Here is a 21,044-nt window from a genome sequence, read left to right on the forward strand (position 1 = left end):
AACCATGTCCCTGCTCGAAGCACCCCGCCTGGAACGGGTGGCGTCGTTCGTGCCGGAGACGAGCCTGCCGGTCGCCGACCTGGCCGGCCCGCTCGGCCTCGACGCGACGCAGCTTCGCTTCTTCACCCGCTTCCTCGGCCTCGACCGCGTCGCCGTCGCCGACGGTCTCGACCTCGCCGACATGCTGGCGGGCGCGGGGGAGCGCGCGCTGGCCGGGATCGACCGCGACTCGGTCCGGTTCCTGGTCCACGCGCACACCATGCAGCACGTCGCCGTCGCCACGCCCGGGCTCCTCGAGGACGTGCGGACGCGGCTGCGGCTGGACCGCGCGACCGCGTTCAGCCTGTCGCACCTCAACTGCGTGGTCGGCATCCAGGCCCTGCACATCGCGCGGTCGCTGCTGGCGACCGCGGGCCCCGGCGACCGCGTGCTCGTGGTGACCGGCGACAAGGTGCTGATGCACGAGTCCCGGCTGATCCGCGACACCACGATCCAGGGCGACGGCGCCGCCGCGGTGCTGCTCGGCCCGGACCCGCGCGGCGACCGCGTCCTCGGGCGGGCGCTGACCGTGCTCGGCGAGTTCTACCGCGGCATCGACTGCGACGAGGCGCTGCAGCTGGCCTACAAGCACCTCTACCCGGACGCGCTCGCCCAGGTCATGCAGGACGCCCTCGACGACGCCCGGGTCGCCGCCGCGGACATCGCCGCCATCCTGCCGCACAACGTCAACAAGCTGTCCTGGAAACGCATCGCGGGCGCGCTCGGCGTGCCGCGGGACCGCGTGTTCCTGGACAACGTCGGGAAGTACGCCCACTGCTACAGCTCCGACCCGTTCATCAACCTGGCGGCGGTGCGCGCGGACGGGCGGGTCGATCCGGGGGACCTCGTGCTGCTGGCTTCGGCCGGCCTCGGGGCGACCTTCGCGGCGGCCGTCGTCGAGATCGGAGAAGGGAACCAGGGATGAATTTCGTGGCACGGCTGAAGAAGGACCTGACCGGCGACGCCGGGGCTCGGTTCGTCTTCGTCAACAACTTCGAGGTGGAGCGCAGCTGGGCGGTGGGCGAGCCGAAACTGCCCGGCGCCGGCATCTCGTTCGCGGGGGCCACGGTCAACCGCATGGAGGAGATGGGCGCGCTGCTGGCCGGCGAGGGCGACCTGGTGGTGCTGAAGGCACCCATGGACGCCGCGTTCGCCGGCTACCTCGCCCGGATCGGCGCGGCCGACGGCTCGACGCTGATCGCCGAGCACAACGACCCGGACGCGATGGTGACCGAGGACGCGCTGAACTCGCCGGAGCTGCTGAGCAAGCTCCGGGAGCTGGCCGACGGCAACACCTACTTGATGCCGCTGGGCATCTCGGCGTCGGAAGAGGCGCTGGCCAAGGAGTCCGGGCTGCCGCTGGCCGGCTCGACCGCGCAGATCTGCAAGGCGGTCAACGGCAAGGTGTTCAGCCGCGGCCTGGTCGACTCCCTCGGCCTGCGCCAGGTGCCCGGCCGGGTGGTGCACACCGTCGGCGAGCTCCGGGACGCCCTCACCGCGCAACTCGCGCTGGGTGGCCGGGTCGTGGTCAAGGAGTCGCTCGGCGTCTCCGGGCGCGGCATGGTCGTCGTCGAGGACGAGCGCGGCGCGAACCGCCTGCTGCGCCTGATCGAGCGCCGAGGCGCCGAGGCGCCCGCGAACCTGGTCGTCGAGTCCTGGATCGAGCACGCCCAGGATCTGAACTACCAGTTCGTCGTCTCCCGCACCGGCGGTGTCCGCTTCGAGACGGTCAAGGCCGCCGTGCTGAAGAACGGCGTGCACCAGGGCCACCGCTTCCCGGTGGAGCTGCCGGAGATCGCGGCGCGCGAGCTGGCCGAAGCCGTCGAGAAGATCGGCCGCGCCCTGCACGACGAGGGCTTCTTCGGGATGGTCGGCGTCGACGCGATGCTCGCCGCCGACGGCACGCTCTACCCGTGCCTGGAGATCAACGCCCGGTTCAACATGTCGACCTACCAGAGCCGGATCGCCGAGAAGTTCATCCCCGAGGGCCGGCACGCCATCGCGGCGACCTTTTCGCTGAAGCTGCAGCGCGAGCACACCTTCGCCGAGGTCGAGACCGCGCTCGGCGACCTGTTCTTCACCGGCGCCGGCGACACCGGCGTGCTGGTCAACAACTTCGCGACGCTCAACGCCGCGAACACCGGCGAGGGCTCCTTCCACGGCCGTCTCTACGCGATCTGCGTCGGGGACTCGCCGGAGGAGGCCCTCGCCGTCCGGACCGAGGCCGAGCGCCGGCTCGGCGCCATCGCAGGGGAAACCGCATGACCGACATCGACTACCAGGACCTGGCCGCGCGCTTCGGCACGCCGCTCTACGTCTACGACGGCGACGTCCTGCACGCCACCATCACCGGCCTGCGCGCGGTGCTGCACCCCGCGCTGGAGGTGTTCTACTCGCTCAAGGCGAACCCGAACATCAGCGTCTTCGCCGCCCTGCACGGCGGCGGCGCGCGGGCCGAGGTTTCGTCCATTGTGGAGCTTCAGACCGTGCTCAAGGCCGGTGCGCGGCCGGAGGACATCATCTTCCTCGGCCCGGGCAAGAGCCAGGAAGAACTGCGGGCGTGCCTCGATGCCGGCGTCTACGCGATCGTCTGCGAGTCCTTCGACGAACTCGACGACATCGAACGGCTCGGCGCCGAGCTCGGCAAGCGGCAGCGGGTGCTGCTGCGGATCAACCCGACCTGCGCGATCAGCGGGTCCCGGCTGACCATGGGCGGCAAGCCCCGCCAGTTCGGCATCGACGAGGCGCAGGTCCTCGCGGCCGGCCCGCGGCTGGCGGAGTACCGCCACGCCGACGTCGCCGGCATCCAGGTCTACATGGGCACCCGCATCCTCGACGCCGACGTCATCGGCAAGAACACGCGCTACGCCCTCGACCTGGCCGAGCGGGTGGCCGCCGAGACCGGCATCCGGCTGGAAGCGGTCGACATCGGCGGCGGCCTCGGCGTCGCCTACTTCGAGGGCGAGGACGACCTCGAAGCCGCCGACGTGGCCGCCGAGATCAACCCGATGCTGGAGGCGTTCCACCGGGCCCACCCGGGCACGCGGCTGATCATGGAGTCCGGCCGGTTCCTGGCCGGCCGCGCCGGGGTCTACGTGCTCGGCGTCCGGTACGTCAAGGAGTCCATGGGGGAGCGGTTCGCGGTCGCGGACGGCGGCACCCACCACCACATGGCCGCCGTCGGCATCGGCTCGTTCGTCAAGCGCAACTTCCCGGCCGTGCTGCTCACGCCGCGCGCCGCCGGCGAGGACACCGACGACACCGTCGAGCCGCGCCCGTGGACCGTCACCGGGCCGCTGTGCACGCCCAACGACACCTTGCTCAAGCAGGTGAAACTGCCCGACCTGCGCGCCGGCGACCTGGTCGGCGTCCTGAACTCCGGCGCCTACGGGCCGTCGGCTTCGCCCGGGCTGTTCCTCAGCCACGGGTTCCCCGCCGAGGTGCTCGTGCGCGGAGGTGCGGCCTTCCTGGTCCGCGACCGCGACGAGCCCGCGGACCTGCTGCGCAAGCAGCACCTTTTCCAGCCCTCCACCACCAGCACGGGAAGTGAGCCGAGATGAACCGCACCGAGATCGTCGCCCACCTGGAGATCGCCCTGTCCGCCGTGCTCAACAAGGAGATCGGCGGCGTCACCCCGGAGCTGCGCCTGTTCGAGGACCTGGCGCTCGACTCCACCAGCGTCATCGAGCTGCTGATGAGCCTCGAGGACACCATCGGCCTCGAGATCGACCCGGACGAGCTGGGCCCAGAGGTCTTCCGCACGGTCGGCAGCCTGACCGACTACATCGAGTCGGCCTTCGCCAGGGCCGCCGCGGCGGTCTGAGCCATGTCCCTCCAAACCCTCGCGCCCCCCGGGCGGGCCGCAGGCCCTCCGCGCCCGGCCGGGGTGCACCTGACCGGCGTCACGCACCGGGTGTTCACCGAACGCGCCAAGCCGGTGTTCGGGATGCGCCCGGAGCTGGCCCGGCTCATGGTCGACACCTTCGGCGCCGCGGCCGACCGGGAGGACTTCCTGGCCCGCACCGGCAACGGGTTCATCGAGATGACCGAGGCCCTGCTGGCGGACGCGGGCACCCCGCTGCCGCCGCTGGACGCGGTGGTGCTCGCCTACCACTCGCCCGACCTGTACCACTCCGAAGTCGCCGGCTGCTACCTCGCCGGCCGCCTGCCCGGCAACCCGGCGCCGTGCTCGGTCGCCGGGCCGGGGCCGGGCGCGGCGTTCACCGCGCTGCGCCTGCTGGACGGCATGTGCCGCCTCGGCGAGGCGGGCACGGCGGCGCTGCTGGTGTACGACCAGAACGCGGTGCTGTGGGACAGCGGCCACCCGGCCACGCACCGCCCCGACGCGGCGGTGCTGCTGCAGGCCGGCGCGACCGGCGACGTGGCGGTGACGGAGCTGGAGGAGGTGCGGCTCGGCGGAACCGGGCCGCACACGGCCACCCTGGCCCTGGCCGACGTGCTGTACCGGCACCCGGGCGTCCGGGTGCTGGCCGGCGCGGGCCTCGCCAAGCGGCTCGCGGGCACCCCGTACGCCGGCCGTGTCGAAGCGGTCCCGGACCTGTGGTGCACGGGGGTGTGGGCGGGCCTCGCGCGCCTGTGGCCGCTGGACGAACCGGTGCTGCTGGCCGACTTCGAACCCGCGGGCGGCACGTTCTGCAGCTGCCTGCTCGTGCCGGGGAGGGAGCACTGATGGGCGCGCCGGCTTCCGCCCGTGAGCGAAGGGCCGACACACGTGATCGGGGAGCCGACACGCGTGATCAGGAGGTCGACACGCGTGGGCCGAGGAGGGAGCACTGATGGACACGGGGCTGTCCCGGGTCGCCGTGCGGCTGCCCGGCCGCGTCGAGGCCGTCGACGACGTGCTCGTGCGGTCGGGCGCCAAGCCGCTGGAGCGGCGGATGTTCGGCCGCATCTACGGCCTGCGCGACAGCCCGGTGCTCGCGCCGGGCGAGCGGATGACGGACCACCTGGCCGAGGCCGGGCGGGCCGCGCTCGGCGGCGGGCCGGCGAGCCTCGTGCTCTACGGCCACACCCTGCTCATCGCCGAGCTCGACCTGTGCGGGGAGTTCCCGGACCGGCTGCGCGACGCGCTCGGCCTGCCGGGCGTCCCGTTCTTCGGGGTGTCGCACGTGAACTGCACGTCGGTGCTGCGCTCGGTCGAGCTGGCCCGGCGCTACCTGGCCCGGCCGGGCGCGGCGCCGGACGACCGGGTGCTCGTGCTCGGCGGCGACCAGGGCAGCGCGAGCGACCGCGGCCGCTACATCCCGGGCACGACCGTCGCGGGCGACACCGCCGCGGCGCTCGTCGTCTCCCGCGGTCCCGCGCGCTACCGCTACCTCGGCGGCGCGAGCGCCCGCGACACCCGGTTCCACCGCAGCCTGCGGATGACCAAGGAGGAGTTCACGCTCTTCGGCAAGGTCTGCTGCGAGCAGGCGGTGGCGGTCGTGGGGGCGGCGGCCCGGAACGCCGGCCTCACCCTGTCCGATGTGGACTGGGTGCTGCCGGACCTGTCGAACCGGATGTTCTGGCGCACCTTCAGCGGGCTGTCCGGGTTCCCGTTCGACCGGATCCCCCTGGAGCTGGTCGCCGAGCGCGGGCACAACTTCGGGGTCGATTCGCTGCTCGCCCTGCAGCACGCCGACGCGGCCGGCCGGCTGCGTCCCGGACAGCGCTGCGCCCTGGTCTCCGTGGGCCAGGGTGCCTACTTCCAGTCGGTGATCGTCGAGGTCGTGGAGGAGAAGTGACCACCAGCCTGCTCGAATGCGAGCGGACCGCGCGCAGCGGCGGCCTCGCCGCCGGTCTCGCGCGGGCCCTGCCCGCCACCCCGGCCGACCGGCTGGCCCCCGGCCGGTACGCGGCCGTGCCCGCCGGCGCCGTGCCCGAAGGCGCCGAAGTGCGCACGCACAGCCTGGCCGATCGCGAGGACATCGTCTTCCTCGCCTGTCCCGGGCGGCCACGCGAAGAGCGTGACGCCCACGAGCTGGCCGACTTCGGCCGGCACCTGGCGGCCGTGCGCCTCGGGGTGCTGCGCTCGGTGCTCGACCACGTCGTCGAGCACCTGTCGAACCGCACCTCCGGCGACGAACCGCTGATCCGCAAGCAGCTGATCGCCGGGGCGATCGGCGACGTGATGGCCGCGGTGGAACGGCTGCGCGCCCAGGTGCGCTCGCAGCGTCACCCGGTCGCCGTCGCCGACGTCCACCGCGAACTCGACGAACTGGGCTGGCGGGTGGCCCAGCACCTCGGCGCTTCCGGCTTCCTGGCCACCTCACCCGCGCGGTCGCTCTACGTCTCGGCCCTGGTGGCCGGCACCTGGGTGGACCGGGAACCGGAAGGAGAACCGGCATGATCGAGCTGAGCGAGCGGGTCCGCGCGGTGCGCGACCTGAGCCGCGAGGCGGCCGTGGACCTGCGGTCGCGGGCCCTGGCCATCGACGTCGACCCGGACGCGATGGAGGAGCACTACAACTCGCCCGTGTTCGAGATGGTCCGGCAGGCCGACACGCCGCCGCAGTACCGCGAGTCGCTCCCGTCGACGCCGTTGCTGCGGGCGATGGAACGCGGCTCGTGCCTGGAGAACGTGGCCGGGCTGATCGAACTGGCCCGCGGCGACGTCGGCGCGATCCTGGCCTGCCCGTCACCCGGCCTGGCCGGGGTGTTCGTGGAGCTGCTCGGCACGCCCGAGCAGCAGGAGTGGTTCTTCACCCGGATGCACGGCGGCCGCCGCTGGTCGTTCTTCGCGATGACCGAAGAGAGCCGCGGCAACGACGCCACCGCGATGGAGACCCGCTTCGACCGCGACGGCGAGGGCTGGCGGCTCAACGGCGGCAAGTGCTACGTCGGCAACGCCGCCCGCGGCAGCGTCGGCGTGGTGTTCGGCCGCACCGGCCGGGGCGCGCTGTCGATCCGCGCGGCGCTGGTCGAGGTGCCCGCACCGGGCTGGCACGGCGAAAAGCTCGACATGATCGGCCTGCGCGGCGCCTACATCAGCCGGCTGTCCTTTGCGGACGTCGAGGTGCCCGCCGGCCGGATGCTGGGCGACCACCTGCCGGTGACGCGCCGGGGGATCTTCGCCGCCATCACGACGTTCAACCACATGCGGGTCCGGATCGCCGCGTCCGCCGTGGGCACCGCGCTGGCGATGGTCGAGTACGTGCTGGACCACCGCAAGAACGCGCCGGGCGGCCAGCTGGCCCTCGCGCGCGCCGAAGCCGGGCGGGAGCTGGTGTACGAGGCGGCGGCGCGGATCGACCGCGACCCCGAGCGCGGCTACCTCTCCAGCGCCGCGAAGCTCGGCGCGATCGGGCTGGCGGTGGGCACGGCGCACTGGGCGTCGGCCGCGCTCGGCCCGGCCGGCCTCATCGAGCACCCGCTGCTGGAGAAGTGGACGCGCGACGTGCACGCGTTCGAGTTCATGGAGGGCACCAGCAACATCCACCGCCTCCACGTGGCGCGCGGGTACCAGGCGGGAGACGCCGATGCCTGACCTGGGAATCGACACGATCGCGTTCGCCGCCGCGCGGCGCGAGGAGTACGTGCCGCTGTCGACGCTGCCCGGCGCCGCCGACCTGGTGCCGCCGGAGCGGCTGGCCGCCGCCGGGATTCCGCTGTCCCGCTTGATGGTCCGGATCCCGGAGGACGACGACGTCGACGTCACCGCGCAGGTGCTCGCCGCCCTCGGGCCGCCCGCGGTGCCGCAGCCGCTGTTCTTCGTGCGGTCCGGCCCGCTGCGCGACCCGAACGTGGCCGCGCTGGCCGGCCTGGTGCACCGCAGCGGCTGGGCGGGCGAGGACGTCGGCCTGTCGCACCTCGACGAGCTCGGCGGCACCGCCGTCTTCGGGCTGCTGGAGTGGGCGGTCGAGAGCGAGGCGACGGCGGTCATCTGCGACGAGCCGCTGTTCGCCGACGCGGCCTGGGGCCACCCGCGGTTCGCGGCGGTGGGCGTACGGCTGCGCCGCGGTGGGGTTTCCCCGCTGGCCGTTTCCGGCTGCGGGGAAGGAAAACCGGCGCTGACGGGCGACCACCGGTTCGCCGGCCGCGGCCCGTGCGACGCCTGGCTGGCGTTCTGCGCGGCGCTGGCCGAAGGCGTGGTCGCCGACGGCGACCACGTCCTGCTGCACACGCGCGGGCCGCTGCGCGAGGGCTGGCTTTCGCTGCTGGCTCTGGACGTGGCCGCGTTGCGGCTGGTGCCGGCCGCCACGGCGAGTCTGCTCGGGGGGCGGAGTGGATGAGAATCGGCGTGGACCTGATGTCGATCCCGCGGTTCGCGGAGGTCGCGGCGCACCACCGGTACCGGACGCTGGTCTTCACCCCGGTGGAGCTGGAGCAGGCGGCCCGGATGGGTGCCGAACGGTCCCTGGAACGGCTGGCCGGGCGGTTTTCCGTCAAGGAGGCCACCTGCAAGATGCTGGGCCGTGGCTTCGGCCAGGGCCTGCGCTGGCGTGACATCGAGGTCACCAACGACGACTGGGGAGCGCCGTTGGTGACCCTGGGCGGGGGCGCGGCGGAGATCGCGGAGGAAGCGGGCCTGGAGGAGATCGTGGTGACGCTGAGCCACCAGGCCGACCTGGTGGTCGCGGTCGCGGCGGCGGGCTGTGCCCGGCCGCCGCGCCCGTTCCGCCGCGCGGCCCCGCCGGCGGTGTCGGTCGTCCCGGCCCGCTTCGACGAACTGGCGGCCCTGGCCGCCGACCTGTTCTCGGTTCCCACGACCGAAGTGGCCGCCGCGGCATCGTTCGCGGGCGATCTGGGGGTCACGTCGGTGGTGGTGATCGAGCTGCTCGCCCGGATCGAGCACCGGTACGGCGTCCGGATCCCGGAGGCCGGCCTCTACCGGATGACCGATCTGCAGCGCACCTACGGCGTCGTGGCCGAGGCCGCCGGTTGGTAGGCGGGCAGAGAGAAGGGGCCTTCCGCGTGCGGAAGGCCCCTTTTCGTGTGGCGGTGATCAGGCGAGCGTGAAGCGCGAAGCCGCCTGAACCCCGGCCTGGAACCGCGACACCGCATCCAGGTTCTGCAGCATCGCGGCGATGTGCCGGCGGCACGTCCGCACCGACATCCCGAGCCGGCGGGCCACGACCTCGTCCGTCAGCCCCTGGGCCATCAGCCGGGCGATCGCCTGCTGCAGGTCGTGGGCGATTTCGCCGCTGTAGCCCTGGTCCTCGGCCGAGAACGGTGTCGCGCCGTCCCACAGCTGGTCGAACAGGCCCAGCAGGAACCGCACCATGCCCTGGTCGCGCACCCGGCGGGCCGACAGGTCGGCGACGTCCAGCGTCACCGCCAGCGACCGGTCGAAGACCACCGCCGCCTGGGGCACGCGGCTGAGCGTGCGGATGCGGGCTCCGCGGCCCGCGAGCTGCGTCAGCCGGGCGCGCGACGCGTAGTCGGCGCGGCTGCGGTGGGGGCACACCACCCGGACGCCGACGCCGTCGCCCAGGACCGAATAGCACGCGTCCAGGAGCTCGTCGACCAGCTCGTCGGCCGCCTCGCCCGGGTGGAGGACCACCAGCTCGTCGCGGCAGACCTCGGCCGCCAGCTTGATCAGGCCGCGGATCTCCGCGACGCCCTCCACGCGGTCGAGTGCGCCCGCGGCGCCCGCCGGGGCCCGGGTGATGCCGTCGATGCGCTCGCGCAGCCGGTCGGCCATTTCGCGGCGCTCGTACATCGCGCGCTCCAGCGGCGTGACGACCAGCTCCGCCGCCGCCGACGGCTCGCGGGGGACCAGGCCGCCGTCGGCGGCCGCGCGCAGCAGGTGCAGCTCGACCAGCCGGGCCGCGGCCGCCTGGACCGTGTCGGCCGGCAGGCCGAGGTGCGCCGCCGCCGTGTCCACCGACGAGATGCGGCCGCAGCGCGCCGCATAGCGGTACAGCTCGGCTTCGGGGTCGGGCTCGGGCACGGAAAACGCCCCGGGGGGCGGGAGAGTGGCCGTCGACATCGTGCCTCCAAGGATCCGGCTCACGGCGGGGTTCGGGGGTTCGGGTGGCGGAGCCCCCGGCCCGTGGCGAAGCCGCGGTTGTCACTGCGTCCACCGTCGCAGCCGGTCTTCTCGGGGCGCTCTCACGCCGCTCTCACCCGGCAGTGGCGGGATGAGAGCGGCGTGAGAGCCCGGTGAGTCCGGCCGGTGGTGTCCTCGGGAGGACAACGGTTGACCGCCGAAGCGAAACTGGGTGACGAAATGCCTGAATTCCCCATCCCGCCGGGATTCCTCGAGATCCTGATCGCGCACCTGCCCTACGCGCTCGGGGACCGGATCGCCGAGGACGACGACCTCGCCGCGCTCGGGCTCGACTCGATGGGCGTCGTGCAGCTCGTCACCGACCTCGAGGAGACCTTCGGCTTCGAACTGCCCGACGAACTGCTCACCGAGGACACCTTCGCCACCGCGGGCAGCCTGTGGGCCGCCGTCGCGGAGTTCGTCGTGCCGGAGCCCGCCGATGTCTGAGGCGGCCGCCCCGGTGCGGCTCGACGAGCTCCTCGCCCGCGGCTCGGCCGGCGATCCGGCGCTGACCTACAAGGACCGGACACTGACCTACGCCGAGCTCGCCGACCAGGTCGCACGCGTCGCCCACGGCCTGCACCGGCTCGGCGTCCGCCGCGGCGACCGGGTGGCGGTGTACGCGGAGAAACGGCTCGAGACCGTCGTCGCGCTGTTCGCGGCGTCCGCCGCCGGCGCGGTGCTGGTGCCGCTGAACCCGCTGTTCAAGGCCCGGCACATCGCCCACGTCGCCACCGACTGCACCCCGAAGGTGGTGCTCACGACCACCGAGCGCTCGGCGACGGTCCGCGAGGCAGTGCCCGAAGCGATCCCGGTCGTGGTGTTCGGTTCGCCCGAGTGGGACGTGCTGACCACGGCCGCGCCGGAAGCGGTGCCCAGCGCCGTGATCGACCAGGACCCGGCCGCGATCATGTACACCTCCGGCAGCACCGGCGGCCCCAAGGGCGTCGTGCTGTCGCACCGCAACCTCCTGGCCGGCGCCGCGAGCGTCGCGGAATACCTCGGCCACACGCGTGACGACGTCGTGCTCGCCGCCCTGCCGCTGAGTTTCGACGCCGGGTTCAGCCAGCTCACCACCGCGTTCGCCGCCGGCGCGCACGTCGTGCTGGTGAACTACCTGCTGCCCAAGGAAATCGTGCGGCTCTGCGCGCGCCACGGCGTCACCGCGCTCACCTGCGTGCCGCCGTTGTGGCTGCAGCTGGTGACGCAGGAGTGGCCCGCCGAGGCGACCGCGCGGCTGCGGTACTTCGCCAACACCGGCGGCCGGATGCCCCGTGCCACGCTGACGCGGCTGCGCGAGCTTTTCCCGGCGGCGCAGCCGTTCCTGATGTACGGGCTCACCGAGGCGTTCCGCTCCACCTACCTCGATCCGGCCGAGGCGGACCGCCGTCCCGGCTCGATCGGCAAGGCCATCCCCAACGCCGAGGTCCTCGTGCTGCGCCCCGACGGCTCGCCGTGCCTGCCCGGCGAGCACGGCGAGCTGGTGCACCGCGGCGCGCTCGTGGCGCTCGGCTACTGGAACGACCCCGGGCGCACGGCGGAGCGCTTCCGCCCGGTGCCGGGGCAGGACGGGCTGGTGCGGCCGGAGATCGCCGTGTGGTCGGGCGACACCGTCTACCGCGACGAGGACGGGTTCCTCTATTTCGTCGGCCGGACCGACGAGATGATCAAGACGTCCGGTTACCGCGTCAGCCCCGCCGAGGTCGAGGAGGCCGCCTACGCGACGGGCCTGGTGGGGGAGGCGGCCGCGTTCGGCGTGCCGGATCCCGTGCTGGGGCACCGGATCGTGCTGGCGGTCGCGCCGGAGGCCGACGCCGACGCGGTGTCCCGGGCGCTGGCGAAGGAACTGCCCGCGTACATGCTGCCGCGGCGGATCGAGCCGCTGCCGAAGCTGCCCCGGTCGGTCAACGGCAAGTTCGACCGCGTCGCGCTGCGTCAGTCGGTGATCGGCGAGACGTTGACCGCCGTGCCCGCCGGCACCGAATGACGGCAGTTTCCTGCCACCGCGGGAGCCCGCCGCTCCCGTCGTCCCCGTGCGACAGTCCGTTTGTCGCGAATCGCAAGGAGCGATCCCTATGTTGCAAGCAATCGACCTCCGGAAACGCTACGACGAAGTCCAGGCCCTCGACGGCTTCAGCCTCGAGGTCGCCGCCGGGGAGATCGTCGGCCTGGTCGGCCACAACGGCGCCGGCAAGACCACGTTCGTCGAGATGGTGTCCGGGCTGCTGCGCCCGGACAGCGGAACCGTGCTCGTCGACGGCGAGTCGCCGACGCGCGCCCGTGACCGCATCGGTATCTCCCCGCAGCACATCGCCCTCTACCGCCCGCTGACCGTGCGCGAGCACCTGGAGCTGTACGGCCGCCTGGCCGGCCTGCGCCGGGCCGCGCTGCGCTCGGCCATCGACGACCTCACGGCCGCGCTGCGGCTGGAGAGCTTCCTGAACCGCACCTGCGGCCTGCTTTCGGGCGGCCAGCAGCGGCGGGCGCAGGCCGCCACGGCGCTGGTGCACCGGCCGGCGCTGCTGCTGCTCGACGAGCCGACCGCCGGTGCCGACCCCGAGACCCGTCAGGCGCTGCTCGACGTGGTCAAGCAACGAGCAGGCGAGGGAGCCGCAGTGGTCTACACCACCCACTACCTGACCGAACTGACCGACCTGCAGGCCACGATCGCGGTGGCCGCCGAGGGTCGCGTGATCGCGCGCGGCAGCGCGGACGAGCTGCTCTCGGGCCTGCCCGGTGAGGTCCGCGTCCGCACCGCCGACGACCAGCTGACCGTCTCGACCACCGACCCGACCGGCACGCTGCTGGAGCTGCTGCCCACGGTGACGCGGCCGGTCGAGTCCGTCGAGCTGCGCAACCCCAGCCTGGACGACCTCTACCACTCCCTGGCGGTGAACGATGTCGACGCGCACTGACTCCCTCTACCGGGCGGGTGCCCTCGTCCGCTACAACGCGACCCTGCGCCTGCGCGACCCGTCGCAGCTGATCAGCTACCTGATCACGCCGATGATCTTCATGGTGCTGTTCCAGCCGCTGTACGTGAAGGCGCTGGGCACCGGCGCGGTCGAGGCCGTCACCGGCCAGCTGGTGATGTTCTCGGTGTTCGCCATGGCGATCGTCGGCAACGCGATCTTCGTCGAACGCGAGTGGCGCACCTGGGACCGGCTGCGCGCCAGCCGGGCCGCCCGCGCGGAACTGCTGATCGGCAAGGCCGTCCCGGTGTTCGTCGTGCTCCTGATCCAGCAGGGCGTGCTGATCATCTACGGCTGGCTCGTCGTCGGGATGCCGTTCCCGGTGTCGCCCGGCCTGGTGTTCGGCGCGATGTGCCTGTGGGGCTTCATGCTGCTGGCCATGGGCGCCGCACTGTCCACTGTGGTCCGCAGCCGCGGTGACCTGATCGTCGCCGTCGACCTCGGCGCGATCACCATCAGCTCACTCGGCGGCTCGCTGCTGCCGGTGTCGCTGATGCCGTCGTGGGCGCAGGCGATCGCGCCGTTCTCCCCGGGCTACTGGGGGCTGTCGCTGATCCGCTCGGCCATGGCGGGCAACGCCGAGGCGATGCTGCGCCCGGCGTTGATCGTGCTCGGCATCGGGCTCGCCACCGGCGCGTTCGCCACCTACCGGCTGGCCCACGGCTGGGGCCGCAGCCACCTGCTCTGACACTCGCGAAAGGACCGGCCATGACGGAACCGGTACACGAATCGGCCGTGGCGCTCGTCGGGATGGCGGGCCGGTTCCCCGGCGCCGCCGACGTCGAGCAGCTGCGCCGCAACCTCGCGGCCGGGCGCCCCGGCCTGCGCGAACTGACCGATGCGGAGCTTGCCGCCGCGGGCGTGGACCCGGCCACCCCGGGCCACGTCCGCGTCGGCGGGCCCGTCGCCGGCGGCGTCGAGACGTTCGACGCCGCCGCCTTCGGGCTTTCCGCGCGCGAGGCGGAAACCCTGGAACCGCACCACCGGCTCCTGCTGGAGTGCTCGTGGGAAGCGCTGGAACGGGCCGGTTACCGGCCGGCGGATCCGGGCGTGCCCGTCGGGCTGTTCGCCGGCTGCGCGTTCCCCGACTACCTGACCCGCAACCTTCCCGGTCTCGCCGGGGAACCGGGTGGCAAGCCCCTGCTTTCCGCGGGCGTCGAGCGCGACTCGCTGACGTCGCTCGTGTCGTACAAGCTGGGCCTGCGGGGCCCGGCGATCACCGTGCAGACGTACTGCTCGACGTCGCTGGTCGCGGTGCACCTGGCGTGCCAGAGCCTGCTCACCTACGAGTGCGACCTGGCCCTGGCCGGGGGCGCGGCGCTGCCGCTGCCGCAGACCGGCGGCCACTTCTCGGAAGAGGGCAGCATCCTGTCGCCCGACGGCCGGGTGCGGGCCCTCGACGCGGCCGCGAACGGCACCGTGATGGGGTCCGGTGCCGCCGTCGTCGCGCTGAAACGCCTGGAGGACGCCCTCACCGACGGCGACGTCGTGCACGCGGTGATCCTCGGCTCCGCGGTCAACAACGACGGCCGCGACCGGGCCGGGTACCCCGCTCCCGGCGTCGCCGGGCAGGCCGCGGTGGTCGACACCGCGCTCGCCGTGGCCGGGGTGAAGCCGGAGACGGTCGGGTACGTCGAGTGCCACGCCGTCGGGACGCCGCTGGGCGACTCGATCGAGCTGGCCGCGCTGAACCGCGTCTTCGGGCCGGGGCGTGCCGCGCCGTGCGTGCTGAGCTCGGTCAAGCCGAGCATCGGGCACCTCGACCGGGCGTCCGGCGTCACGTCACTCATCCGGGCGGCGTTGAACCTGCGTGACGGCGTCCTGCCGGGCACCGCCGGGTTCCGCACGCCCAATCCCGCCATGGACGAGCGGTTCACCGTGCTGCCCGCCGACGTCCCCTGGCCCGCGGACGGTACGCCGCGCCGGGCGGGTGTCAGCTCGTTCGGGGTCGGCGGGACGAACGCGCACGTCGTACTCGAACAGCCTCCTTCTCGGGCGCCTCGGCGTTCGAGTGGTCCTCACCTGCTGACGTTTTCCGCCGGTGACGCTGTCGCGCTCGACGAGGTGACCTCGCGGCTGCGGGTTCACCTGGCTGCGCACCCGGACGTGGACCTCGGCGATGTCGCCTTCACCTTGCAGGTCTCGCGCGGTCACTTCGCGCTTCGCCGGGCTGTGGTGGTCCGGGACCATTCGGATGCGCTGGCCGCGTTGGCCGATCCCGGCCGGTGGATCGACGGCGAAACCCGTCGCCGGGATCCTCGCTTCCGCCTGGTTGCCGGCGGGGGCTCGGAGTGGGCGTCGACGGCCTCGGCCGCTCACCGGCTGCTTGCCGGGGACGACGTCCCCGCACCCGCTCCCACCTGCGCGGGTGCGCTGTCGGCGTTGACCGCCGGGCTGACCCGGCTGGGCATCCGGCTGGACGAGAGCGCCGGCGACATTCTCGTCGTCGAGGGCGGGTCGGGCGAGGAGTGGGTCCTCGAGACGCTGGCCCGGCTGTGGATCGCGGGCTGCACGCCGGACTGGCCGGCCCTGCACCGCGGCGCGGCCCGGCGGGTCGAGCTGCCGCCGTACCCGTTCCAGCGCAAGCGGTTCTGGGTCGATGCGGCCGACGTGCCGCGCCCGGCGGCGCTCGCGCCGTCGTGGCGGCTCGAGCCGCAGTCCGAGACCGGCCTGGAGGGCCGGGTGCGGGCGGCGGGGCCGTGGCTGGTGTTCGCCGGCGACTCCGCCGGCGAGGCGCTGGCCGAACGCATCACCCTGGCCGGGTCGGAAGTGACCACCGTGCGGCCCGGTGCTCGGTTCGCTGCGCTGGACACCGGTGACTTCGAGGTCGGCCCGGGTGATCTGCCCGAGCTGCTGCGCTCGCTGGTGGTCGTCCCGCGTACGGTCGTCCACGGGTTCGCCCTGGGCGGCGCACCCGGGGACGTCGAAGCGGCGGCCGAGCTGTGGCCGGGCATGGTCACGCTGACGTCCGGCGCGGTCGGCGTCCTGGGACCCGACTTGACCACCCCGGACCATGCGGCGCTGACGGCCTTGACCGCGCGGCACGTCGACGTGGGCGTGGGCGCTGCTGTGAACCAGGTGCTGGCGGCGATCCTGCACGAGGAGTCGCCGCTGGCGGTGCGCGGCGACCAGTCGTGGCGGCTGCACCACGAGCCGTGCGAGCTGACCGGGCACGCCGAAGCCGAGGTCCACCGCGACGTGCCGGACCTGGACGGACGGCGGGGGATCCTGCTGGTCCGGCCGGATCCCGCCGGCCGTGCGCTCGCCGCCCAGGCGCGTGCGGCCCGTCTCGCCGGCCGGGGACGGTGGACCACGGTCGTGTCCACCGCGGACCCGGCCCGGGAAACCCTCGCCGCGGTGGCCGCGGCCGACCACCTGACCGAAGTGGTGCTCTCCGGCGTGCCGCCGGTCCGTCCCGTCTCGGCCGCCGGCCCCGTTCAGCTGCCGGCGTCGGCCCGGCCGCGCCCGGCGCTGGGAACGCCGTTCGTGGAGCCGGAGCCGGGCCTGGAGCAGGAAGTGGCGGCCCGCTGGGCGACGGCGCTGGGCTACGACGAGATCGGCGCGGACGACAACTTCTTCGAGCTGGGCGGCCGGTCCGCGGGCGCGGTCCGCATCGCGGCCCACTGGAACCTCCCCGCGACGGCGGTCGTGGAGCTCCCCACGGTCCGGTTGCTCGCCGCCCGGATCGCCGAGCTCCGTCCCTGACCGGACACACCGAAAGGGCCCCTTCCCGAAGCTTCGGGAAGGGGCCCTTTACGTGGGTGATGGGCCCGCCGCCAGGGGTATTGGCGGCGGACCCACCACGTTCCGGGGGCGAGATACCCCGCTCCGCGGGGTCTCACACGTGATCAGGCAGGCATCTCGCGTGATTGAGCGGCCATCTCGCGTGGTTGAGCGGCCATCTCGCGTGATTGGAGGGGCGACACACGCGATGCCTCTCCAATCACGCGTGATGCCCCTTGCGGGTCAGGACCAGGGGCGGAGGGCGGTGGCCAGGTGGGCCAGTGTCACGTCCTCCCGCTCCAAGACCGCGAAGTGGCCGCCGTCCAGGACGTGGCCGCGGAAGGGGCGGACCGTCTGCTCCCGCCACGCCAGCACCGACTCCACGCTCGCGCGGACGTCCGACGTGCTCGCCAGGGCCGTCACCGGGAGCTCCAGCGGCGGCCCGGGGACGTAGGCGTAGGTGTTCTTCACCGTCAGGTCCGCCCGGATCGGCGGCAGGATGAGCCGCAGGACGCGGGGGTCGTTGAGGAAGACCTCCGGGGTTCCGCCGAGGGTGCGCAGCAGCGCCACGATCTCCGCGTCGCCCATGCCGGCCACGATCGGGTCGTCCGGCGTCAGCCACTGCGGGGCCGGGCAGCCCGACACCACCAGGTGCGCCGGCAGGGGAGCGCCGCGGCGGGCGATCTCCCGCACCAGCTCGAAGCCGACCAGCGCACCCAGGCTGTGCCCGTAGACCGCATAAGGTGAGTCGTCCGACAGCACGAAGTCCGCCAGGTCGGCGACGTACGAAGACATCGACGTGTGCGGGGTGTCCCGCTGGCGCGTCTCGCGGCCGGGCGGCTGGACCGGGCACACCGTCACCCCGGGCAGCCGCCCGATCCACGAGCGGAAGGCCGACGCCGAGCCGCCCGCGTGCGGCAGGCAGTACAGCCGCACGTTCCCCGCGGTCACGGGGAACGGCAGCCAGCGGCTCGCGACCGCCGTCGTCACGACTCCACCTCGAGCGTCACGTACGCCGGCGGCTCCTGGATCTCCGACAGGTCCGCCGCGAGCACCACTTTCGCGCCCTCCCGGGACACCTCGCGGAACCCGCTGAACGCGTACGTGATCTGCATCATCCGGTTCCGGCCGGTCTCGACGAAGTCCGCGCGCAGCCCCGCGCCCGCCGCCCGGGCCAGGCCCATGACGTGCCCCAGGAGCACCGTGCCGACTCCGCGGGACATCACCCGGCACGACATCAGCATCATGTTGAGCCGCCAGTCCGGCGACCCCTTCTCCAGCAGCGCCAGGCCGATCTTGCCGTACGAGCCGAACTTGTCGGTCAGCGACGCGACGAGCAGCACGTGGTCGTCCGAGGAACGCAGCGCGTCCAGCTCGTCGTAGGAATACGTCCGCCCGGTCGAGTTGAGCTGGTTGGTCCGAACCGTCAGCTCCTCCGCCCGCTGCAGGTCCTCCCGACGGGCCGGCGCGATGGTGAACCGCAGGTCCAGGCTCGCCAGGAAGTCCTCGCCGGTGCCGGCGAAGTCCGCCTCGACGTCGTCGCGCGCCAGCTGGCTGAAGTACATCCCGCGCCGCTGCGCCGACTCGTCGGTGACGAACCGGGGCGCGAATTCCGGACGCCGCAGCACCTCGTCGGCCTCCAGGATGTCCACAGTGGTCACCTGCGGCAGCGCGAACGCCACCTCGGCCCGCTCGAACTCCTGGTCATCGACGAACGCGAACGCGTCCAGCCCCAGGTTGAGCTTCTGCGCGATCTGCCCGATCGACACCGACTTCGCGTTCCACGAGATGCGCGGGAACAGGAAGTACTCGTCGAGGCCGAACTCGCGCAGCTTCGCCATCGCGGCTTCGTGGTCGTTCTTGCTGGCGACCGAGTGCAGCACGCCCATCGCGTCGAGCCGCTTGACGTGCTCGACCACCCACGGCCGCAGCCGGACGTCGCCGTCCTCGAGCAAAACCCCGTCCCAGACGGTGTTGTCGAGGTCCCACACCACGCACTTGATCTTGCCCTGCACCGGCTTCGCCACGGGTGCCGGGGAAACGAGACTGGTCACGGTACCTGCTTCCGGTAGGCCTCGGCGGCGATGGTCATCCGCTGGATCTCGGTGCTGCCCTCGATGATCTCCATGACCTTCGAGTCCCGGTAGAACCGGGCGACGGGGTAGTCCCCGCTGCAGCCGTTGGCGCCGTGCACCTGCACGGCCTCCGACGCGTGCTTCGCGGCCGCGACCGAGGCGAAGTACTTCGCCACCCAGGTGGCCATGATCGTGGCCGAGTCGCCGCGGTCCTTGAGCCGGCCGGCCTCGGCCAGCAGCAGCCGGGCCGCGCGGACGTCGGTGACCATGTCCGACAGCTTCGCCTGGATCAGCGGCAGGTCCTTGAGCGGCTGGCCGCCGACCGTGCGACGGCTCGTGTAGTCGGCGCACGCGTCCGCGCACGCCTGGATGATGCCGACCGACCCGGCCGCCACGCTGTAGCGGCCGAGGTCGAGCGTGCCGGTGAGGACCATGCCGGACGCGAACCCGCTCGGCCCGAGCAGCGCGTCGGCGCCCAGCCGGACGCCGTCGAAGCCGATGGACGCCAGCATCGACGAGCGCGTGCCGAGGATGTCGTCGATCGGGGTGACCGTGACACCCGGCGCGTCGCGCGGCACGAGCAGCGCGATCGTGCTGGCCGGGCCTTTCGCGAAGACGAGGAACAGGTCGGCGCGCTGCCCGTTGGTGGTCCACTTCTTGAGGCCGTCGAGCCGCCAGCCGTCGCCGTCCGGGGTGGCGGTGGTGGTGATCGCGGCCGTGTCGCTGCCCGCGCCCGGCTCAGACAGGCAGAACGCGCCCAGGACGCGTCCGCTCGCCAGTTCCGGCCCCCACCGGTGCTGCTGCGCCTCGGTGCCGAAGCGCAGCAACGCCCAGGAGAGCATGGTGTGCACGGTCAGCAGGCTGCGGACCGACGAGCAGCCGCGGCCGACCTCCTCGTGGATCTCGCCGAGGGTGACCATGTCGGTGCCGGCGCCGCCGAGCGCGGGCGGCAGGAACGGCGCCCACAACCCGGCCTCGGCGATCTTGTCCAGCAGGTCCTCGGGAATGCGCCCGGCCTTGTCCCACGCGTCGGCGAAGGGCACGACGTGCTCGTCCACGAAGGCCCGCGCGGCCTCGCGGCCGGGCGCGCGGACCGCGGTGAGTACCTCCGGCACGGCTCAGCCCACCGTCGCGGCCGGGCGCAGGCGCCCGACCAGCTCGGTCATCGCCGCCGCGGTGCGGAAGTTGTCGATCCGCAGCTCGTCGTTGGGGATGGTGACGCCGAACGTCTTCTCCAGGTGCATCACCAGCTCCATGGCGAACAGGGAGTTGATGTAGCCGAGCGAGAAGATGTCCTCGGTCTCGGTGATCGCGGCCTGCGGGAAGCGGCCGGTGATGAAGGCGAGGATGTCGCCGGTGGTCTCGGACATGGCAGGTTCTCCTTCGGTGTGTTCGGGGGTCAGCTGTAGGTGTAGAAGCCGCGGCCGCTCTTGCGGCCGTGCAGGCCGGCGTCGGTCATCTGCTTGAGCAGCGGGCAGGGGCGGTACTTCGAGTCGGCGTAGTGCTCGTAGAGCACCTCGACGCTGTAGAGGATCGTGTCGACGCCGATCAGGTCGGCCGTCTCCAGCGGGCCCATCGGGTGGCCGAAGCAGCCGCGGAACACCTCGTCGACCGACTCGGCCGTGGCGACGCCCTCGTGCACCAGGTAGGCGGCCTCGTTGACGGTCAGCATCAGCACGCGGTTGGACACGAAGCCCGACGCGTCCTTCACATCGACCCAGCGCTTGCCGATGCTGGTGAGCAGCTCGCGGGTGCGCAGGATCGTCTCCGGCGTGGTGTGGAAGCCCGGGATCAGCTCGACGACGGGCTTCTGCGGCACCGGGTTCATGAAGTGCACGCCGATGACGCGGCCCGGGTTCTTGCCGACCGACGCGATGCGCGTGATCGGGACGGCCGAGGTGTTGGCGATGATCACCGTGTCCGGGCCGCAGACCTCGTCGAGCTCGGCGTGCACGGCGGCTTTGATGTCCCAGTCCTCGGTGACGTTCTCGACGAGGATCTCGGTCTTGTCCAGCGCGGCCAGGCCGACCGCGGTGGTGATCCGGGCGAGGATCTCGTCCGCGTCGAGCGCGGGGCCGCCCATCAGCCGGCTGAGCCGGCAGTTGCGCGTGATCGCGGCGCGGGCCTCGTCGAGGATGCGCTCGTCCTTGTCGACCAGCACGACCTCGTGGCCGGCGGCGGCGAAGTCCTGGGCGACGCCGATGCCCATGACGCCGGCGCCCACCACTCCCGTGACTGCCATGTT

General features: G+C 72.9%; 21 protein-coding genes. 15 read left to right on the forward strand and 6 right to left on the reverse strand.

All coding sequences use genetic code 11. The annotated features are described in order from the left end of the window. Positions 1 to 4: 4 nt before the first annotated feature. From AB0M93_RS03255 to acpS, 10 genes are all read left to right on the forward strand, one after another. On the forward strand, positions 5 to 964 hold the full coding sequence (locus AB0M93_RS03255; protein WP_364267852.1) for a ketoacyl-ACP synthase III family protein: 960 nt from the start codon (positions 5 to 7) through the stop codon (positions 962 to 964). Next, complete coding sequence (locus AB0M93_RS03260; protein WP_364267853.1) at positions 961 to 2,304, forward strand: ATP-grasp domain-containing protein; 1,344 nt, start codon at positions 961 to 963, stop codon at positions 2,302 to 2,304. The genes AB0M93_RS03255 and AB0M93_RS03260 overlap by 4 nt, the downstream gene beginning before the upstream one ends. Then, the gene (locus tag AB0M93_RS03265; protein ID WP_364267855.1) at positions 2,301 to 3,599 is read left to right on the forward strand and encodes a type III PLP-dependent enzyme; all 1,299 of its coding nucleotides are present in this window, start codon (positions 2,301 to 2,303) and stop codon (positions 3,597 to 3,599) included. Before AB0M93_RS03260 ends, AB0M93_RS03265 begins: the two co-directional genes overlap by 4 nt. Next, on the forward strand, positions 3,596 to 3,862 hold the full coding sequence (locus AB0M93_RS03270; protein WP_003100549.1) for an acyl carrier protein: 267 nt from the start codon (positions 3,596 to 3,598) through the stop codon (positions 3,860 to 3,862). Before AB0M93_RS03265 ends, AB0M93_RS03270 begins: the two co-directional genes overlap by 4 nt. Before the next feature lie 3 nt (positions 3,863 to 3,865). Further along, complete coding sequence (locus tag AB0M93_RS03275) at positions 3,866 to 4,729, forward strand: hypothetical protein (RefSeq protein ID WP_364267857.1); 864 nt, start codon at positions 3,866 to 3,868, stop codon at positions 4,727 to 4,729. Between the two features lie 106 nt (positions 4,730 to 4,835). After that, positions 4,836 to 5,783 carry a 3-oxoacyl-[acyl-carrier-protein] synthase III C-terminal domain-containing protein gene (locus tag AB0M93_RS03280; protein ID WP_364267859.1) on the forward strand — a complete coding sequence of 316 codons (948 nt, stop codon included), beginning with the start codon at positions 4,836 to 4,838 and terminating at the stop codon, positions 5,781 to 5,783. After that, the gene (locus tag AB0M93_RS03285) at positions 5,780 to 6,388 is read left to right on the forward strand and encodes an acyl-CoA dehydrogenase family protein (protein ID WP_364267861.1); all 609 of its coding nucleotides are present in this window, start codon (positions 5,780 to 5,782) and stop codon (positions 6,386 to 6,388) included. The genes AB0M93_RS03280 and AB0M93_RS03285 overlap by 4 nt, the downstream gene beginning before the upstream one ends. Next, on the forward strand, positions 6,385 to 7,524 hold the full coding sequence (locus AB0M93_RS03290) for an acyl-CoA dehydrogenase (RefSeq protein ID WP_364267863.1): 1,140 nt from the start codon (positions 6,385 to 6,387) through the stop codon (positions 7,522 to 7,524). Before AB0M93_RS03285 ends, AB0M93_RS03290 begins: the two co-directional genes overlap by 4 nt. Beyond that, complete coding sequence (locus AB0M93_RS03295; RefSeq protein WP_364267865.1) at positions 7,517 to 8,269, forward strand: hypothetical protein; 753 nt, start codon at positions 7,517 to 7,519, stop codon at positions 8,267 to 8,269. The genes AB0M93_RS03290 and AB0M93_RS03295 overlap by 8 nt, the downstream gene beginning before the upstream one ends. After that, on the forward strand, positions 8,266 to 8,925 hold the full coding sequence (gene acpS / locus AB0M93_RS03300; RefSeq protein ID WP_364267867.1) for a holo-ACP synthase: 660 nt from the start codon (positions 8,266 to 8,268) through the stop codon (positions 8,923 to 8,925). The genes AB0M93_RS03295 and acpS overlap by 4 nt, the downstream gene beginning before the upstream one ends. Positions 8,926 to 8,982: 57 nt before the next feature. Here acpS and AB0M93_RS03305 read toward each other — a convergent pair whose 3' ends face one another. Beyond that, a complete protein-coding gene (locus AB0M93_RS03305; protein ID WP_364267869.1) occupies positions 8,983 to 9,969 on the reverse strand; it encodes a helix-turn-helix transcriptional regulator in 987 nt (328 codons plus the stop codon). Between the two features lie 240 nt (positions 9,970 to 10,209). Here AB0M93_RS03305 and AB0M93_RS03310 point away from each other — a divergent pair, with 240 nt between their 5' ends. The 5 genes from AB0M93_RS03310 to AB0M93_RS03330 all read left to right on the forward strand — a co-directional run bounded on the left by AB0M93_RS03310 (position 10,210) and on the right by AB0M93_RS03330 (position 16,706). Beyond that, positions 10,210 to 10,476: a phosphopantetheine-binding protein gene (locus AB0M93_RS03310; protein ID WP_364267871.1), complete on the forward strand. Its 267-nt coding sequence runs from the start codon at positions 10,210 to 10,212 to the stop codon at positions 10,474 to 10,476. Continuing rightward, positions 10,469 to 12,016, forward strand: a complete 1,548-nt coding sequence (locus tag AB0M93_RS03315; protein WP_364267873.1) for an acyl-CoA ligase (AMP-forming), exosortase A system-associated — start codon at positions 10,469 to 10,471, stop codon at positions 12,014 to 12,016. Before AB0M93_RS03310 ends, AB0M93_RS03315 begins: the two co-directional genes overlap by 8 nt. Positions 12,017 to 12,104: 88 nt before the next feature. Next, positions 12,105 to 12,944: an ABC transporter ATP-binding protein gene (locus tag AB0M93_RS03320; protein ID WP_364267875.1), complete on the forward strand. Its 840-nt coding sequence runs from the start codon at positions 12,105 to 12,107 to the stop codon at positions 12,942 to 12,944. After that, positions 12,928 to 13,689, forward strand: a complete 762-nt coding sequence (locus tag AB0M93_RS03325) for an ABC transporter permease (RefSeq protein ID WP_285991033.1) — start codon at positions 12,928 to 12,930, stop codon at positions 13,687 to 13,689. The genes AB0M93_RS03320 and AB0M93_RS03325 overlap by 17 nt, the downstream gene beginning before the upstream one ends. A gap of 20 nt (positions 13,690 to 13,709) precedes the next feature. Next, the gene (locus AB0M93_RS03330; RefSeq protein WP_364267877.1) at positions 13,710 to 16,706 is read left to right on the forward strand and encodes a beta-ketoacyl synthase N-terminal-like domain-containing protein; all 2,997 of its coding nucleotides are present in this window, start codon (positions 13,710 to 13,712) and stop codon (positions 16,704 to 16,706) included. Positions 16,707 to 16,967: 261 nt separating this feature from the next. Here AB0M93_RS03330 and AB0M93_RS03335 read toward each other — a convergent pair whose 3' ends face one another. The 5 genes from AB0M93_RS03335 to AB0M93_RS03355 are packed head-to-tail and all read right to left on the reverse strand — an operon-like array spanning position 16,968 to position 21,041. Then, a complete protein-coding gene (locus AB0M93_RS03335; RefSeq protein ID WP_364267879.1) occupies positions 16,968 to 17,714 on the reverse strand; it encodes an alpha/beta fold hydrolase in 747 nt (248 codons plus the stop codon). Continuing rightward, positions 17,711 to 18,778: an HAD-IIIC family phosphatase gene (locus tag AB0M93_RS03340; RefSeq protein ID WP_364267881.1), complete on the reverse strand. Its 1,068-nt coding sequence runs from the start codon at positions 18,776 to 18,778 to the stop codon at positions 17,711 to 17,713. The genes AB0M93_RS03335 and AB0M93_RS03340 overlap by 4 nt, the downstream gene beginning before the upstream one ends. Then, complete coding sequence (locus AB0M93_RS03345; RefSeq protein ID WP_364267883.1) at positions 18,775 to 19,914, reverse strand: acyl-CoA dehydrogenase family protein; 1,140 nt, start codon at positions 19,912 to 19,914, stop codon at positions 18,775 to 18,777. The genes AB0M93_RS03340 and AB0M93_RS03345 overlap by 4 nt, the downstream gene beginning before the upstream one ends. A gap of 3 nt (positions 19,915 to 19,917) precedes the next feature. Continuing rightward, positions 19,918 to 20,169 carry an acyl carrier protein gene (locus tag AB0M93_RS03350; RefSeq protein WP_043787964.1) on the reverse strand — a complete coding sequence of 84 codons (252 nt, stop codon included), beginning with the start codon at positions 20,167 to 20,169 and terminating at the stop codon, positions 19,918 to 19,920. Between the two features lie 29 nt (positions 20,170 to 20,198). Then, a complete protein-coding gene (locus AB0M93_RS03355) occupies positions 20,199 to 21,041 on the reverse strand; it encodes a 3-hydroxyacyl-CoA dehydrogenase NAD-binding domain-containing protein (RefSeq protein ID WP_364267885.1) in 843 nt (280 codons plus the stop codon). Positions 21,042 to 21,044: the final 3 nt, after the last annotated feature.

It is taken from the genome of Amycolatopsis sp. NPDC051102 (assembly GCF_040682815.1).
Lineage (GTDB): Bacteria > Actinomycetota > Actinomycetes > Mycobacteriales > Pseudonocardiaceae > Amycolatopsis.